The following is a 15,866-nucleotide window of genomic DNA, read 5'->3' on the forward strand; positions in this document are numbered from 1 at the left end:
ATTTACTAGTTCGTTTTGTAAAAGTCGACAATTTTTTTGGCTTTAGAAACCCCTACAACGGCAGATATTTCTTTTTCTGATGCTAATTTCAATCTTTTAACACTTTTAAAATGTTGTATTAACGTAAGCATGGTTTTTTCGCCAATACCTGGAATACTTTCGACTGAGGAATTAAGAGCTGCTTTGCTGCGTTTATCTCTGTGAAAAGTGATTCCGAATCGGTGCGCTTCGTTTCGTAATTGCTGAATCACTTTGAGTGTTTCTGATTTTTTATCGAGATATAACGGAATTGAATCTCCGGGATAAAATAGTTCTTCTAAACGTTTTGCAATCCCGATAATAGCAACTTTTCCGCGTAAACCCAATTCGTCAATGCTTTTTAAAGCGGCAGATAACTGACCTTTTCCACCGTCAATAATAATTAATTGCGGCATTGGCTCATTTTCCTCTAATACTCTTTTGTAACGACGATATACAATTTCGGTCATTGAGGCAAAATCGTCCGGACCTTCGACCGTTTTTACATTAAAGTGGCGATAATCTTTTTTACTTGGTTTCCCATCTTTAAAAACTACACAGGCAGCAACAGGATTTGTTCCCTGAATATTCGAGTTATCAAAACATTCGATATGGCGCGGCTCTGAGGGAAGTCGTAAATCTTTCTGCATTTGCGCCATGATTCGATTTGTATGTCGATCAGGATCTACAATTTGTAATTGTTTTAATTGTTCAATTCGGTAAAATTTGGCATTTCGAATTGATAGATCTAAAATCTGTTTTTTATCGCCAAGCTGCGGAACTGTTGTTTTGATGTTTTCGCCTAAATCTATTTCAAACGGAACAATTACTTCTTTTGATAAAAGCTGAAAACGTTCGCGAAGTTCAACAATAGCAAGTTCTAAAAGCTCTTCGTCGCTTTCGTCAAGCTTCTTTTTCATTTCTAAAGTGTGCGAACGAATAATCGATCCGTGCGAAATTTGCAGAAAGTTCACAAAAGCGGCACTTTCATCAGACACAATCGAAAATACATCGATGTTGGTAATCTTTGGATTTACAATTGTCGATTTTGATTGATAGTTTTCTAGAACTTCTATTTTCTCTTTTATTTTCTGTGCTTCTTCAAAACGTAATTCTTGGGCATATTCAATCATTAATCGTTTAAAGCCTTTGATACTTTCTTTGAAATTTCCTTTAAGAATTTCACGAATTGCATCGACTTGTTTTTGATATTCTTCTAATGATTCTAAACCTTCGCAAGGTCCTTTGCAATTGCCAATATGATATTCAAGGCAGACTTTAAATTTACCGGAATCAATATTAGATTTACTTAAGTCGTAATTGCAGGTTCGGAGCGGATATAATTCTTTGATAAGATCAAGAATAGTGTGTACTGTTTTGAAACTGGTATAAGGACCAAAATATTCTGAGCCGTCTTTGACCATTCTTCTGGTCGAAAATATTCTCGAAAAAGGTTCTTTTTTTATACAAATCCAAGGATAACTTTTATCATCACGAAGCAAAACATTATATCTTGGCTGTAATGTTTTTATTAGATTATTTTCTAATAAAAGAGCATCCGTTTCAGTAGGAACCACAATGTGTTTTATGGTAACGATTTTTTTTACTAAAACATTTGTTTTGGCTGTATCGTGAATTTTATTGAAATAAGATGAAACTCTTTTTTTTAAGTTTTTGGCTTTGCCAACATATAAAATCTTTCCGTCTTTATCATAATATTGATAAACGCCCGGATTATCTGGTAAAGTTAGAATTTGAAGTTCGAGAGGAGTCTGCATAGAACAAATTTAAACTTTTGCGCTTAAATTAAATAATTCTTTTAGTTTTCTTAAAGAAAAAACGCCCGTTTTATTTAAGAAACGGACGCTTTTTTAGGGTGGTACTATTACTTAATTGTAAAGTATTCTGTTTGCAGTAAATGTGTTCTTTCATCAAATGAGAAATCTACATATTTTGCATCATCTTTTTTTATAGAAACTTCTAATTTGCTTCTGCCGATTTCTTTTTTATCAGCATCAAAAGCTTTTAGTAAAACATCGCCTTTAAAGTCTTTTTTAGCAATCAGATAAATCGTTACTTTCTTTTGTTTGTCACTGTCAGCACCGTAAATTTTCTCTGCTTTACATTCTTCAAAATTGGTTTTAAAAGCAGGATCAGAAATTACTTTTGAGGTATTGATGCTTTCGCTCATTCCTGAATTGATGCCTTTTATTACATCGCCAATTCCTTTTGATGCACTTTTAGCGGCTTCTTTTCCTTCTTCTTGAAGTGCTTTTCCTGCACCTTCTATTAATTTTGATTTAACAGCAACAGCTTCGTTTCCATCCGCTTCTGCTTCTTTCATTTTCTCTTCTTTACTTTGGCAGGAAACCAACATGGCTAATGCACTAAATAAAACTAATACTTTTTTCATTTCTTTTTTTAGGTTTTGAATAGATTGTATGTTAAGAATTTAAGTGTTAAAAATCAAAGATATAAATTTAAAATATAATTTCTATATTTAGCTTTTATTATTAAATATGAAAAATAGTAAGCCTTTGGTGATTTTTGGTGAAGCAATTCTACCCGGAGAAAGCAGAACCATAAATGTTGAGATTGCTCGATTACATACTACTACAAAACTTAATATTCCAGTTATTGTTCGTCGTTCAAAACATGAAGGGCCTGTTGTTTTATTCTCGGCAGGAATTCATGGCGATGAAATAAATGGAGTTGAAGTTGTTCGCCAGATTATCAGTAAAAAAATTAATCGTCCAGCAAGAGGTACCATTATTTGTATTCCGATTATCAATATGTATGGTTTTGTAAATAAATCTCGTGAGTTTCCTGACGGTAGGGATTTAAACAGAGTTTTTCCCGGAAGTAAAAAAGGATCGCTTGCCAGCCGATTTGCGTATCATATTGTGGCCGAAATTTTGCCTATTATTGATTATGCTGTCGATTTTCATGCAGGCGGAGCAAGTCGTTTTAATGCGCCGCAAATTAGAGTTACAGAGAATAATCCCGAGTTGAAAATTCTGGCAGATGTTTTTAATGCGCCTTTTACTTTATATTCTAAAAATATCAACGGTTCTTTTAGAAATACCTGCGAAAAAGCCAATATTAAAATGCTGCTTTTTGAAGGCGGAAAATCGCTGGATATAAATGATGCTATTGCAAACGAAGGTGTAATGGGAGTGAAACGTCTTTTGCATTACCTAAAAATGCTTGATCCTAAACACATCGTTGAAAAAGCCGAAGAGCCATCCATTTATATTAAAAATTCAGTTTGGCTTAGAGCCAAATGCTCTGGTTTGCTTCATGATTATAACCTGATTGGAAAGTTTGTGACTAAGGGAACTATTTTGGCGATAATTACAGATCCGTTTGGTAAATTTGAACAAAAGGTAAAAGCTCCTCACGAAGGATTTGTTATAAACGCCAATCATTCGCCAATTGTATATGAAGGTGATGCTATTTATCATATGTCTAAAACTTTACCTGAAAATGCCGACGAATAAAAAGGAATTACGCATACATTATAAAAATCTTCGAAAAGAACTTTCGGCAGATGATATTGAAGAAAAAAGTCTGGCTATTGCCAATAATTTGATCCAATTGCCTATTTGGGATAAAACATATTATCATGTTTTTCTTCCAATTGTAGAGCATAAAGAAGTCGATACTGAATTTATTCTGCATTTGCTTTCTGGAAAAGACAAGGAAATCGTGATTTCTAAAAGCGATTTTGAAACCCGTGGAATGACTCATTTTTTATTGACGGATAATACCAAAATCAAAAAAAACGAATATAATATTCCTGAGCCTGTAAATGGACTTGAGGTTCCAACTCAAACTATTGATGTGGTTTTTGTACCGCTTTTAGCTTTTGATCATTTTGGAAACAGAATTGGCTACGGGAAAGGCTTCTATGATAAATTCCTTGCGGCTTGTAAACCCGAAACCATTAAAATAGGACTTTCGTTTTTTGAAGCAGCAGATCAAATTGATGATGTTTTTGAATCTGATGTGAGATTGGATTACTGCGTTACGCCTGAGAAAGTTTATACTTTTTGATTGTAAACCATATAAGTGATATAAGAAAATTTAAGACTATATGTTTGAATAAGCTAATGTTTACTTATATCACTTATAAGGTGGAATAAAACTCCAATTCTTCATCTTGGAATTTGGGATTTTTTATTTTAGTAAAAGTTATTGCAATTTAAAGTATTCTATTTTTGTATTGCCGCAAATTATTTCTGAAATACCAGTATTATGCTCTTGCCCGATGAAATACGCAATCAATCCTCCAGAAGTTTTATCTATGTAATAAGACCAAACATCTTTGTTTGAATAAGATATGTATAGAGGATCAGAAGACATGTTTGGTTTGTCTGTAAAAACTAGTTTTTCGGTTTTAATCAAACTCCACTTTTTAGTTTTGGGATATAGTTCATAAAACAGTATTTGATCAGGATTTATAGTAATCATTTTTGCAACTACGCTGTCTGAAGGTTCTCTCATGGCCCATGATTCGGCAGTTATCAGTTTCCAATTACCAGTAATTTCTTTGGTTAAATTTGTTCGTAAAATAACTTTTAACGAATCTGATTTTTTTAAAGAAAGATCCTTTATCTCTTTATTAGAACCGAAATTTTGGGCTAAAGAAAAAAAGGCATACGCTCGGTTGAGTTCTTGATCTTTTAAAGCTGTCTCAGCGTTTAAAAACACTTCTTTTTGACGACTATCTATATCAAATATTTCTTCTTTTTCTTCTTGGGCAAAGAGGTTAAGAGAGAAAGTAAGTAATAGCGTTAAAACAAGTTTTTTGAGCATTCGAATGTAATTTAAAATGAGATTATAATTTGCATTCTGTTGAGAGTCTACTTCACTTCCTTGATAGTCGAAGCATCAATCCAGCCTTCTTGACCGTCAGTTAATTCGATTTTTTTCCATTTTCCAACAGTCTCGATTACATAAACTTTTGCTCCTTCATGCAGTAAAATTACTGGAGAACCTGCTTTTTGAGGTTCGCTTCGAACTTCGCTTAATTCTGCAAAAACAATTGCAGGACGATCGTTGTCAAAATGATTCTTCTCAGACATTCCTGCTGAAACACTTAGAAGTAATGCAACTAAAAAAATAAACATTCCGATAAAATAAATTCTTTTGCTAATTGTAAGCTGCGAAAAGTAGTATCCAATAAAACATAATAGAAACACAAATGAAATGGCAACAGAGATTTTAGCCCAAGTGTCATAATCAAAAATTCCAGTAAAGTTTTGAATTAGTTTTGCGAAACCTACTTTTGGCACTTCTTTAATTTCATCAATTGTTCTTTTTTTAGCGAATTTTAAGTTGTTTAAAGCTTCCGGGTGATGAGGATTTAAAACTAATGCCTTTTCGTAATTATAGATAGAAGGCGCTACTTTATTTAGCTTGTAATAACAGTTTGCAAGATTATAATAAACCTCTGCCGATTCTTGTTTGTCTTCTTTAACGATGTTTTCGAAAACGTCAGCTGCTTGCTGATACTGTCCTTTTTGATACAAAGCGTTTCCTTTATCAAAGGCGCTTTGAGCAAAAAAGACCTGCGTGATTAATAAAAATAGATATACTATATTTTTCATTTTTATTTTCTTTGAACCTGAATTGGTTTTAAAACCTTTCGAGTTTGATGTTATATTTAAACAATCTGCTTTTCTAGTGCCGAAATAATTAAAACTGCTTTATCATAATCTTGCTGAATAGAAGCGCTTGATGCTGGCGCATAACGAGCAAATTCACAGTTTTCGGTCAAGTTAATGAAATCTTGAACAGCTTCTGGATTTGCATTTCTAGATAACAGCAATTCTTGAATATTGGCTTTGCTCATTTCTGAGGTTTCAATATGCAGTTTCGCCTTTAAGAAATTATGCATTGCTTTTTCTAATGCGATATAGAAAGCTTCTTTGTTGTTAAGCTGTTTTTTGGCTTGCGATAAGTATTTTTTAGCAAGCTTATTGTTCATTCTAATTCTGTTACCTGTCACGTCGCCATCTATTGCTTCTTTTCTTTTCTTAGCAAGAATAATAATTGGTATAATGGCAAAAGGAAGGAATAACAAAGTATAATACAAGTTTGAACCGTAAAAATCATTTTTAGCAATTGGTACTAATATGGTTTTTGTTTTGTTGTATTTAAACTGCTCTTTTTCTGCAATAACATTTTTAGAAGCCGTTGATGGATTTGCTTCGGCTAATGTTGGACCGTCTAAAACATCAATCATAATCTCTTTTGTCGTTATTGTTCTATACGAACCAGAACTAAGATCAAAATAAGAGAATGTCATCGGTTTAATAGCATATTTTCCTTTGTATTGAGGAACTATGGTGTATTTGTCGGATATTTTTCCAGACATGCCAGATAATGATGTTGTAACTTTTTCATCATGAACCGGGTCGTACATTTCTAACGCATTTGGTACAACTGGTTTAGGTAAAGTAAACAATTTCATATTTCCGTTTCCGGTTGCGCTTACCATTAAATCAAGACTTTCGTCACTTTTCAAAGTTGTTTTTGTTGGAGTAACTGTAAAATTAAATTTACCTACTGCTCCAGTAAAACTTTCAGGTTTACCAGTTTCTGGAAGTGGTTTTACATTTATAGTTCTTGCTCCCGCAGAGACAATTTTATTATCTTCGGTTATAATCATCTGACCAAACATGTCACGACGATTTGTTGGTAATTGCACGCCAATATCTAGAGAGAAAGGTTCGATCGTTAATTTTCCAGATTTTTGAGGATATAAAATGGTTTTCTTTAAAACAACAAAATAGCATCTTTGTCCTTGAAAATTACCTTCTTCAATTGCTAATTGTTTAACTTCTATATTCTGATTCCAGAAATCATTGTATTTAGGTTTTGCAACTTCTTTAAAACCAGTAACACCAATTCCGTTAAAGTACAATTTGTAAACCACTGTAATAGGTTCATTTAAGTACGGATTTGTTTTAGAAACTTCTGCTACTAATTGCAATAATTCATTTCCAGAACCTTGAGGTCTGTCGTTAGGATCTCTTTCTTGTGCAACTGCATTGGTTACAGTAACTTTTATGGGATTAGTTTTGTAAATCTGCCCATTGTATTCGATCGCAGCCTGCTTGATTATAACAGATCCTTTTTGAGCCGGCTGTAAAATGTAAGAGTATATTTTTTGAAAAGAACTTCGTCCATTTACCCACGATTGGCTTATTTGCTGACTAGGTCCCGCAACAAGTTTAAAACCGTCAAAAGAAGGCTGGTCGAAATTATCTCCGTCAACATTCATGATGAAATCAACGCGAAGTCTTTCGTTTAGTCCAAGTGTATTTTTGCTTACTCTGGCTTCAAATTGAACTTGAGCCAAAAGCCCTTGAAAAGTGAATAGTAATAGAATTAAATATCTTTTCATTTAATTTTTTAATCGTTGTTGGTTTAACTGTTAAATCGTTTATTCGTTTGCTCGTTTTATTATTAAACGATTCGACGATTAAACGATTGAACTAAAAATTCTACCAGTCTTTCTCTGGTTTTTTAGGATTAGATTTTACCTTTTGTGCGTTAACTTTATCTTGAATTTTCTTCTCTTCATTGTTTACAGCATCTAATAAGTTTTGAACGCGTTCTTTTGAGATTCCGCCCGGCATTGGTTTTGGCTCTCCGTTATTGTCGGACTTGTCGTCTTTCTTCGGATCGTTTTTACCATCTTTTTTATCCTTGTCTTTATCTCCTTTGTCGTCTTTTTTCTGATCGTCTTTACCGTCCTTTTTATCTTTATTATCGCCGTCTTTCTTTTGATCGTCTTTCTTGTCGTTCTTTTTATCCTTATCCTTGTCTTTGTTCTTGTCGTTTTTAGGCGGATTTTCTTTTAATTTTTGCTTCGCCAATGCATAATTATAACGCGTTTCATCATCTGTAGGATCGTTGCGTAAAGCTTCTTTGTAAGCTTCAACTGCCTGCGTATAATTTTTCTCTTTCATGAAAACGTTTCCAAGATTATGAAAAGCTTTATGTTTTTCTGGTCTTGTTTTGGCATTTTTTATAGCATTTGCAAAAGCATATTTAGCTTCAGAAACTTGATTTTGTTTGTAAATCGAGTTTCCAAGATTATAAGGAGCTACTGCGCGCTTAGGAAATTTTGAGGCAGAGATTCTGTAATTAGCTTCGGCATCAACAAATTTATTCTGCTTATATTCCTCATTGGCACTAGGCAATGTCTTATCTTTTTCCTGTGCAGAAACTGCCAAAGAAAACGTTAGTAAAATATAAAGAAGTAAATTTTTCATTCTAATGTTTTTATTTTTTGTTCCGAGTTTTAAGCGGAATCTTTATTTTTTCTCGTTAAATAAATTCAACTCTTTAATCCAATTGGTTTTTCTTTCTAAAAGGAAAATGTCTACGAACAACAGCAAGAAAGCAAATCCGATGAACCATTGAAACTGTGATTGAAAATCCGCCATTTGCGTAGATTCAAACTCTGTTTTTTGAATGTTATTTAAAGCATTTTTGATATATTCTAAAACCTCTTTTGTATTACCGCCGTAAACATAGCCTCCTTTTGTTGCTTTTGCAATAGTTTTTAAGCCTTCTTGATTAAGTTTAGTAATAACAGTTTCTCCGTTTTGATCTTTTTGATAGCTGCGAACTACGCCGTTTTCTTTTAACGGAATTGTTCCTCCTTTTTCTGTTCCAACACCAACAGTAATAATTTTCATTCCTATTTTGTTGGCTTCTTCAGCAGCAAGTGAAGCTCCTTCTGAATGATCTTCACCATCAGAAATTAAAATCAAAAGCTTACTGGTTTTGCTCTTTTCATCAAAATATTTAGCTGATAATCGAATTGCTTCGTCAAGAGATGTTCCTTGTGATGAAACCATGTCAGGACTCATACTTTGCAAGAACATTTTTGCAACACTGTAATCAGATGTGATTGGTAAAACTGGAAAGGCACTTCCGGCATAAGCAACAATACCAATTCTGTCGTTTCCTAGAGAATTAATAATCTGCGAAACGAGTTGTTTACTTTTGTCTAAACGATTAGGCGCAACGTCTTCTGCAAGCATACTTTTAGAAACGTCAACAGCAAAAACAATATCAATACCTTCGCGTTTTACGGTTTCCATTTTGGTTCCTATTTTTGGATTTACCAAACCGATAATTAAAAACGCTAATGCCAAAAGCAAGATCGATATTTTTAATATAGGTTTAAAAACAGATCGCTCCGGGCTTAATTTTTTTACCATTTCTAAATCACCAAACTCGAGTTGTTTTTTTCTTTTCCAATACATATTGAAAAGAAATATACACGCCACAATTGGGAGTAGTAATAAGAGATATAAATATTTTTTTTCGTCTAATTCCATATAATTTTTAAAATTCCAATCCCTGTATTATCGAGATTTTTATTCGAATTTCTTTAAATAAAGCTTCTATAAACCGTGTTTCTTAAACCAACTTCTAACAATAGTAAAAAGGCAGCTAGTAAAACAAAACCTCTATATTTTTCGTCGTAATCATAGAATTTTAATTCTTGGATTTCCGTTGTTTCTAGTTTGTTAATTGCATTGTATATTTCGGCTAACTTGTCGTTGCTTGTTGCTCTAAAATAAGTTCCATCTGTTTTTCGAGCGATATTTTTCATTAATCTTTCGTCGATTTCAACCTTTTGCATTTTGAATAAAAAACCTCCGTTTGGTGCGTAAGCATAAGGAGATTCTGCCATTCCGTTTGTTCCAATACCAATCGTGTATACTTTTATGCCATATTGTTTGGCAATATCAGCAGCAGTTTCTGGTTCAATAAAACCAGCATTATTAACACCATCAGTCATTAAAATAACAACTCTGCTTTTTGCTTTACTATCTTTAAGACGATTTACGGCAGTTGCTAAACCCATTCCAATTCCAGTTCCGTCTTGCAGAACCGTATCATATCGAATTCCTTTTATTGCTTCAAGAATAATTGGTTTGTCGCTTGTAACAGGTGTTTTAGTATACGCTTCAGAAGCATATAATACTAAACCAATTCTGTCGTTTGGTCTTTCTTCAACAAAATCTGCAGCAACTCTTTTTAAAGCTTCCATACGATTTGGCTTTAAATCTTTTGCAAGCATACTTCCAGATACGTCAATTGCCATTACAATATCAATTCCTTTTGTCGTTTTTGTTTGATTGCTGATATCTACCGTTCTTGGTCTTGCGAGAGCAATAATTAAAGAACATAAAGCAATGATTCTAAAAACGTATAGAAAAGGTTTTAATTTTGTTAATAACGATTCGCTGTTTTTAAAACCTGCTGTCGAGCTCATTTTTAATGTAGCCGACTGCTGATTTCTTTTCCAAAAAAACCAAGCAATAGCGATTGGAATTAATAGAAATAACCAAAAAAATTCTGGATTTAAAAAAGTGATCTTATTGTTCATTAGTTACTTGCCTTTTTAAGTTCAACAGAATTTAAAATTCGGGTTGTGATGTCGTTAGCATACGTATCGCCCTCCTCGTGTAAAATAACTATCTGCTGTAATCCTTGATCTTGTTTAAACAACAAGATTTCGTAATATGCTTTTGTACTAGTTTTAGTCGTCGGATTTAAAATACTCATTGTTCCGTAACCTTTTACGCCTTGAATTCCTTGATTGGTTTGGAAATCTTCTTGCTTAACGATTATGTTTTGACCTCCTTGCAGTTCGATTACTTTTAGACTTCCTTCTAAAGCTTTTGATAAATCGATTTCAGTTGGCGTTTTAAATTGTGTGGTAGAAACAGCAACATAAAAATTATCAATCATACTGCCATACGCAAAAAGCTGCATTTCCTTTATCAAAGCCATTGTTTCTTTCGGAAGTGCTTTTAAAGCATCCATACGTTTTAAAACCTTTGGAGTTTCAATAATAACGCCCGGATTTCCGTATTCACTTTTTACCCATTCTCCTTCTAATAATTCTTTAGACGGATGCCCAATAATATTGTCTTTTACGTATGCAAAACCTTTTGTAGCAATAAAGAAAGTTGTTGTTGCGAATAGTAAAAAAACAACTGAACCAGCTGCAATTGCAATACGTTTGTTTCTTTGTTTTTTTAATTGAAGCTGAATTTGTTTTTGCTTTTGAGCTTCATTCAATAATTGATCTTCTTCTTCAGCTGGAACTTCTGTTGGAATAGCATTGTCCAGTGTTAGAATTACTTTTTGAATTTTATTTCTGTCATCAGTAATTTCAAAATCCAGCGGTTTAGATTTTGCAAATTTTACTAAATCAGCCTGACGCAATACACGTTCCAGATTTTCAACTGTTTCAGGCGTTAAAGCCATTTTCTTTTTAGTTGAAGCAGTTCTAATTGCCTGAATTAATTCAGAAGTTGTGCTTTCCATTGCAGGAATATGAATGGCTTCTTCAATGTAATTACGAGCAATATCAGTTAGTTCACTATAATATTCTTTAATTTCTCCTTTTTGAACCAGTTCTTTTTGTTCTAGATTGTTTAATAAACTAGTCGCTTTTTCAATTGGAGTTTTATAAACTTCTTCTTCGATTTTCTTTTTCTGATGTTTTTTAACATACCAGTATACAAAAGCACCAATTCCTAAAATGATAATCAATGCTAAAACATATTTCCACCAATCTCCAATGCCGTTGTCAACAGTCGAAATGTCTTTGATGTCATACATTTTTTGCTGCAGCGTATCCACTTTTACATTGGCAACTTCTACTTTAATAGAATCTGATAAATAAGGTTTTTTGTCGATTAGAATCTGAACACTAGGAATTACATACTTTCCTGAATCAAATTGTGTTAAGCCATATTTTTTGATTAACTCGTAAGTGTCATTTTTCTTAACAGTATCAATTGGGTACGATTGAATTACTTCTAGAGCACCAATTTTTTTTAGCTTAGGGAAAACTACTTTCGAATTCGAATTTACAGTTGTTTTAAGAGTCAGCTTAAATTCGGCTCCAATTTTATTTTTTGTAGTATCAATACTTGTTTCAACTTGTTTTTGCTGAGCGAAAATAGTCGAAGTAAGTAAAAATAAAAATATGTAAAACTTTAATTTCATTTGATTTTTGATTTCAGATTTTAGTCTAAAACGAAAGCTTAAAAATGGTACACAGATGACGCAGATTTAAGCGGATTTTTGTTGATGTTTTTATTCTTCAATCTTGTTTGAAATCTAATATTCTAACAATCTAAGAAGTCTAATAATCTAAATTATCTTGATTTAAAATAACCTAATAATTTGGTTACATAATTTTCGTCAACTCTTGTGTTTACAACACCAGCACCAGATTTGCTAAAGATTTCTTTAAAATAATTAACTCTTTCAAGGTAATGTTTCTCGTAATTCATTCGCACGGTTTTTGAACCGGTATCTACCAATTGAATTTTACCAGTTTCGGCATCTAGCATTGTGACCATTCCTAAATTTGGAATTTTTTCTTCACGCAGGTCATATACTCTAACTCCTGTAATGTCGTGTTTTTTAGAAGCAATTTTTAAAGTCTGCTCATAATTTTCAGACATGAAATCAGAAATCATAAAAACAATTGCTTTCTTTTTCTGAGTTCCCGATAAAAATTTTAAAGCTTGAGCAATATCAGTTTTTTGACTTTTTGGTTCAAACTCGATCAATTCACGAATGATTCTCAATACGTGTGAGCGTCCTTTTTTTGGCGGAATATACAATTCTACATTATCAGAAAAAAGGATTAAACCAATTTTGTCATTATTTTGTGTAGCCGAAAAAGCCATCGTTGCCGCAATTTCGGTGACGATGTCTTTTTTAAACTGACTTTTAGATCCAAAACCTTCAGAGCCCGAAATATCAACCATTAAAACCATGGTTAATTCGCGTTCTTCTTCAAAAACTTTTACGTGGGCTTCATTATAGCGTGCGGTAACATTCCAATCTATATTACGAATATCATCGCCATATTGGTATTGGCGCACCTCGCTAAAAGTCATTCCGCGCCCTTTAAATGAAGAATGGTACTCTCCCGAAAAGATATGATTACTCAGTCTTTTAGTTTTGATTTCTATTTTCCGTACTTTTTTTAAAAGCTCTTTTGTATCCATTTTTTATTAGTGTTCAGTGATCAGTTAGAAAGTGTTCAGTTAAGTTCAAATTCTAAAAGGTCTTTCTTTATTTTAGTGTTCAAGGATTAAAGTATCAGTTGTAACTGAATACTAAAAACCTGAACACTGAGCACTTTTTTTAAGGTACTTCAATCTCGTTTACGATTTTGTTGATAATGTCTACAGAAGTAATGTTTTCAGCTTCAGCTTCATAAGTTATTCCAACTCTATGACGTAAAACATCATGTACAACTGCACGAACATCTTCTGGAATTACATATCCACGACGTTTGATGAAAGCGTAACATTTTGCTGCATTAGCTAAATTGATACTTCCACGCGGAGACGCTCCAAAACTGATAAGAGGTTTTAAATCGGCAAGTTTGTATTTCTCTGGATAACGAGTAGCAAAGATGATATCTAAGATGTATTTTTCGATTTTTTCATCCATATAAACTTCACGAACTGCTTCTTGCGCACGTAAAATTTGTTCTACAGAAACTACAGGATTTACTTTTTCGTAAGATCCTTTTAAGTTTTGACGAATTACAAAACGCTCTTCGTCGATTTTTGGATAATCAATTACTGTTTTAAGCATAAAACGGTCAACCTGTGCTTCAGGAAGCTGATAAGTTCCTTCTTGTTCAACAGGGTTTTGAGTTGCTAATACTAAAAACGGACGGTCTAGTTTGAAAGTGGTGTCACCAATAGTAACTTGCTTTTCCTGCATTGCTTCTAAAAGAGCAGATTGTACTTTTGCAGGAGCACGGTTAATCTCATCGGCAAGTACGAAATTAGCAAAGATTGGCCCTTTTTTAATAGAAAATTCGTTTGCTTTAATGTTGTAAATCATCGTTCCGATAACATCGGCAGGCAATAAGTCAGGGGTAAACTGGATACGGCTGAAAGATCCTTGAACTGCTTGAGACAAAGTATTTATTGCCAATGTCTTTGCTAATCCAGGTACTCCTTCAAGCAAAATATGTCCTTGACCTAAAAGACCAATCAGCAAACGCTCGACCATATGTTTCTGACCCACAATAACTTTGTTCATTTCCATTGTAAGAAGGTCTATAAAAGCGCTTTCTCTCTCAATTTTTTCATTTATCGCTCTAATGTCTAAAGTCGTTGTATTTTCTTCCATATAAATATTTTTAAAACCTTGATTTTTATGCCTGAATTTTGAGAGTGCAAATTGACTATTTTTTGAGAAGTAAGATGTTAAAGAATGGTTAAAACTTCGACCAAAGTTCTAATTTTAAGGACGAATTGTGAATCTATTTTTATATTTTTAAGAACTTTGATGATTATGCTTTTAAAAAGCATACATATTAGCAAAAATAATACAATAAAACCATGAGTAAAACAGCATTATCGCCTATTATTTCGGGCACTATGAATTGGGGAGTTTGGGATAAAAACCTAACAACTAAAGAGATGGAGAATATGATACAAATTTGTGTCGAAAATAAAATCACCACTTTTGATCATGCCGATATTTATGGAGGCTACACTACTGAAGCCGATTTTGGAAAGGCTTTTAAAGCCAGCAAAATTTCGCGTGAAAAACTACAATTAATTACTAAATGCGGTATTCAGATGATTGCTGAAAGCCGTACTAACAAAATCAAACATTACGATTATTCTAAAGAATATATTATTTGGTCTGTCGAAGAATCTCTTAAAAAATTAAAAACAGATTTTGTTGATGTGTTTTTATTGCACAGACCAAGCCCATTAATGCAGGCTGACGAAATTGCGGAAGCTGTTGAAAAATTAAAAGCAGAAGGAAAAATTGTTGATTTTGGACTTTCAAATTTCACCAGCTCTCAAACAGAATTGATCCGTCAGAAAACGGAAGTAAGTTACAATCAGGTTCAATTTTCGGCAACTCATTATGAAGCAATGGTTGATGGAAGTTTAGATTATATGCAAACACACGGAATCCGTCCGTTATCATGGAATCCGCTTGGAACAGTATTTAGAGAAGACACGAAAAAAACGCGTCGTTTGAAAAAATTATTGGCAGATTTAGTTCAGAAATATGGTTTTGGTTCTGATACACTTTTACTAGCTTGGATTTTAAAACATCCATCAGGAGTTATTCCAATTGCTGGAACAGTAAACATTGCCAGAATTCAAGCGTTAATGAAAGCTGTTGAACTGGATATGGATAAAGAAGACTGGTTTGCAATTTGGACTGAAAGCATGGGTGATGATGTGCCTTAATCGATATATTCTGAAATGATTCGACTAGAAAAGTTTACTAAAGAGTTTTATCCAGAATTGATCAATTCTATTAAAAATGCAAAAGAATTAATGCAGTTTGGTGGACCAGAATTTACTTTTCCGTTAACGGAAGAGCAAATTGATAAAACGCTTTCTGATGAAAACAGAATTGCTTTTAGAGTTGTAAATACTTCTGAGGATACTACGATAGGACATTCTGAAATTTATTTTAGAGATGATTCTGCAAAACTGGGACGAATTCTTGTCATTGATAAAAATCAAAGAGGGAAAGGTGTTGGTGAGCAAATGTTGATTTTATTGTTGAAGTTCATTTTTGAAAACCGAAAAGAGCGACATATCGAATTGAATGTTTTTGATTTTAATATTGGCGCTATAAAATGTTACGAAAAAGTAGGATTCAGTATAAATCCAGATAAAAAGCTAATAAGAGAAGTAGAAGGTGAAACTTGGACGGCGCTTAATATGGTTTTGAATTTGGAGATTTGGAAAAATAAGAATTAGAATATTTTACCACAGATTAAAAGG

15 protein-coding genes are annotated in these 15,866 nt (G+C 33.1%); 4 read left to right on the forward strand and 11 right to left on the reverse strand.

The genetic code is table 11. From position 1 onward, the window contains the following. Positions 1–5 precede the first annotated feature (5 nt). Together uvrC and ACHRV0_RS04145 are read right to left on the reverse strand one after the other, a co-directional pair. Positions 6–1,796, reverse strand: a complete 1,791-nt coding sequence (uvrC, locus tag ACHRV0_RS04140) for an excinuclease ABC subunit UvrC (RefSeq protein WP_395439995.1) — start codon at positions 1,794–1,796, stop codon at positions 6–8. 107 nt (positions 1,797–1,903) lie between these two features. After that, on the reverse strand, positions 1,904–2,431 hold the full coding sequence (locus ACHRV0_RS04145; RefSeq protein ID WP_395439996.1) for a hypothetical protein: 528 nt from the start codon (positions 2,429–2,431) through the stop codon (positions 1,904–1,906). Between the two features lie 106 nt (positions 2,432–2,537). Here ACHRV0_RS04145 and ACHRV0_RS04150 point away from each other — a divergent pair, with 106 nt between their 5' ends. Together ACHRV0_RS04150 and ACHRV0_RS04155 are read left to right on the forward strand one after the other, a co-directional pair. Continuing rightward, positions 2,538–3,518 (forward strand): succinylglutamate desuccinylase/aspartoacylase family protein, encoded by a 981-nt coding sequence (locus ACHRV0_RS04150; protein WP_395439997.1) that lies wholly within the window; start codon positions 2,538–2,540, stop codon positions 3,516–3,518. Beyond that, complete coding sequence (locus ACHRV0_RS04155) at positions 3,505–4,074, forward strand: 5-formyltetrahydrofolate cyclo-ligase (RefSeq protein WP_395439998.1); 570 nt, start codon at positions 3,505–3,507, stop codon at positions 4,072–4,074. Before ACHRV0_RS04150 ends, ACHRV0_RS04155 begins: the two co-directional genes overlap by 14 nt. 138 nt (positions 4,075–4,212) lie before the next feature. On the opposite strand, the gene ACHRV0_RS04160 is transcribed toward ACHRV0_RS04155, so the two are convergent. From ACHRV0_RS04160 to ACHRV0_RS04200, 9 genes are all read right to left on the reverse strand, one after another. After that, a complete protein-coding gene (locus ACHRV0_RS04160; protein WP_395439999.1) occupies positions 4,213–4,836 on the reverse strand; it encodes a hypothetical protein in 624 nt (207 codons plus the stop codon). 47 nt (positions 4,837–4,883) lie between these two features. Continuing rightward, positions 4,884–5,630, reverse strand: a complete 747-nt coding sequence (locus tag ACHRV0_RS04165) for a tetratricopeptide repeat protein (RefSeq protein ID WP_395440000.1) — start codon at positions 5,628–5,630, stop codon at positions 4,884–4,886. A gap of 56 nt (positions 5,631–5,686) precedes the next feature. After that, positions 5,687–7,432: a BatD family protein gene (locus tag ACHRV0_RS04170; protein WP_395440001.1), complete on the reverse strand. Its 1,746-nt coding sequence runs from the start codon at positions 7,430–7,432 to the stop codon at positions 5,687–5,689. A gap of 100 nt (positions 7,433–7,532) precedes the next feature. Beyond that, positions 7,533–8,306, reverse strand: coding sequence for a tetratricopeptide repeat protein (locus ACHRV0_RS04175; RefSeq protein WP_395440002.1), 774 nt, complete (start codon positions 8,304–8,306; stop codon positions 7,533–7,535). A 42-nt stretch (positions 8,307–8,348) separates the two neighbouring features. After that, positions 8,349–9,383 carry a VWA domain-containing protein gene (locus tag ACHRV0_RS04180; RefSeq protein WP_395440003.1) on the reverse strand — a complete coding sequence of 345 codons (1,035 nt, stop codon included), beginning with the start codon at positions 9,381–9,383 and terminating at the stop codon, positions 8,349–8,351. Positions 9,384–9,436: 53 nt separating this feature from the next. Then, positions 9,437–10,441 carry a VWA domain-containing protein gene (locus tag ACHRV0_RS04185; protein WP_089053301.1) on the reverse strand — a complete coding sequence of 335 codons (1,005 nt, stop codon included), beginning with the start codon at positions 10,439–10,441 and terminating at the stop codon, positions 9,437–9,439. After that, complete coding sequence (locus ACHRV0_RS04190; RefSeq protein ID WP_395440004.1) at positions 10,441–12,075, reverse strand: hypothetical protein; 1,635 nt, start codon at positions 12,073–12,075, stop codon at positions 10,441–10,443. Before ACHRV0_RS04190 ends, ACHRV0_RS04185 begins: the two co-directional genes overlap by 1 nt. A gap of 152 nt (positions 12,076–12,227) precedes the next feature. Continuing rightward, positions 12,228–13,091 (reverse strand): DUF58 domain-containing protein, encoded by an 864-nt coding sequence (locus tag ACHRV0_RS04195; protein WP_089053298.1) that lies wholly within the window; start codon positions 13,089–13,091, stop codon positions 12,228–12,230. Positions 13,092–13,230: 139 nt separating this feature from the next. Continuing rightward, positions 13,231–14,235, reverse strand: a complete 1,005-nt coding sequence (locus ACHRV0_RS04200; RefSeq protein WP_017497457.1) for a MoxR family ATPase — start codon at positions 14,233–14,235, stop codon at positions 13,231–13,233. A gap of 212 nt (positions 14,236–14,447) precedes the next feature. Here ACHRV0_RS04200 and ACHRV0_RS04205 point away from each other — a divergent pair, with 212 nt between their 5' ends. Both ACHRV0_RS04205 and ACHRV0_RS04210 read left to right on the forward strand, forming a co-directional pair. Beyond that, positions 14,448–15,320 (forward strand): aldo/keto reductase family oxidoreductase, encoded by an 873-nt coding sequence (locus ACHRV0_RS04205; RefSeq protein ID WP_395440005.1) that lies wholly within the window; start codon positions 14,448–14,450, stop codon positions 15,318–15,320. 15 nt (positions 15,321–15,335) lie between these two features. Beyond that, complete coding sequence (locus ACHRV0_RS04210; protein WP_395440006.1) at positions 15,336–15,842, forward strand: GNAT family N-acetyltransferase; 507 nt, start codon at positions 15,336–15,338, stop codon at positions 15,840–15,842. Positions 15,843–15,866: the final 24 nt, after the last annotated feature.

Origin of the sequence: Flavobacterium sp. FlaQc-30 (assembly GCF_044005885.1) — a bacterium.
In the GTDB taxonomy this organism is placed as follows: domain Bacteria; phylum Bacteroidota; class Bacteroidia; order Flavobacteriales; family Flavobacteriaceae; genus Flavobacterium.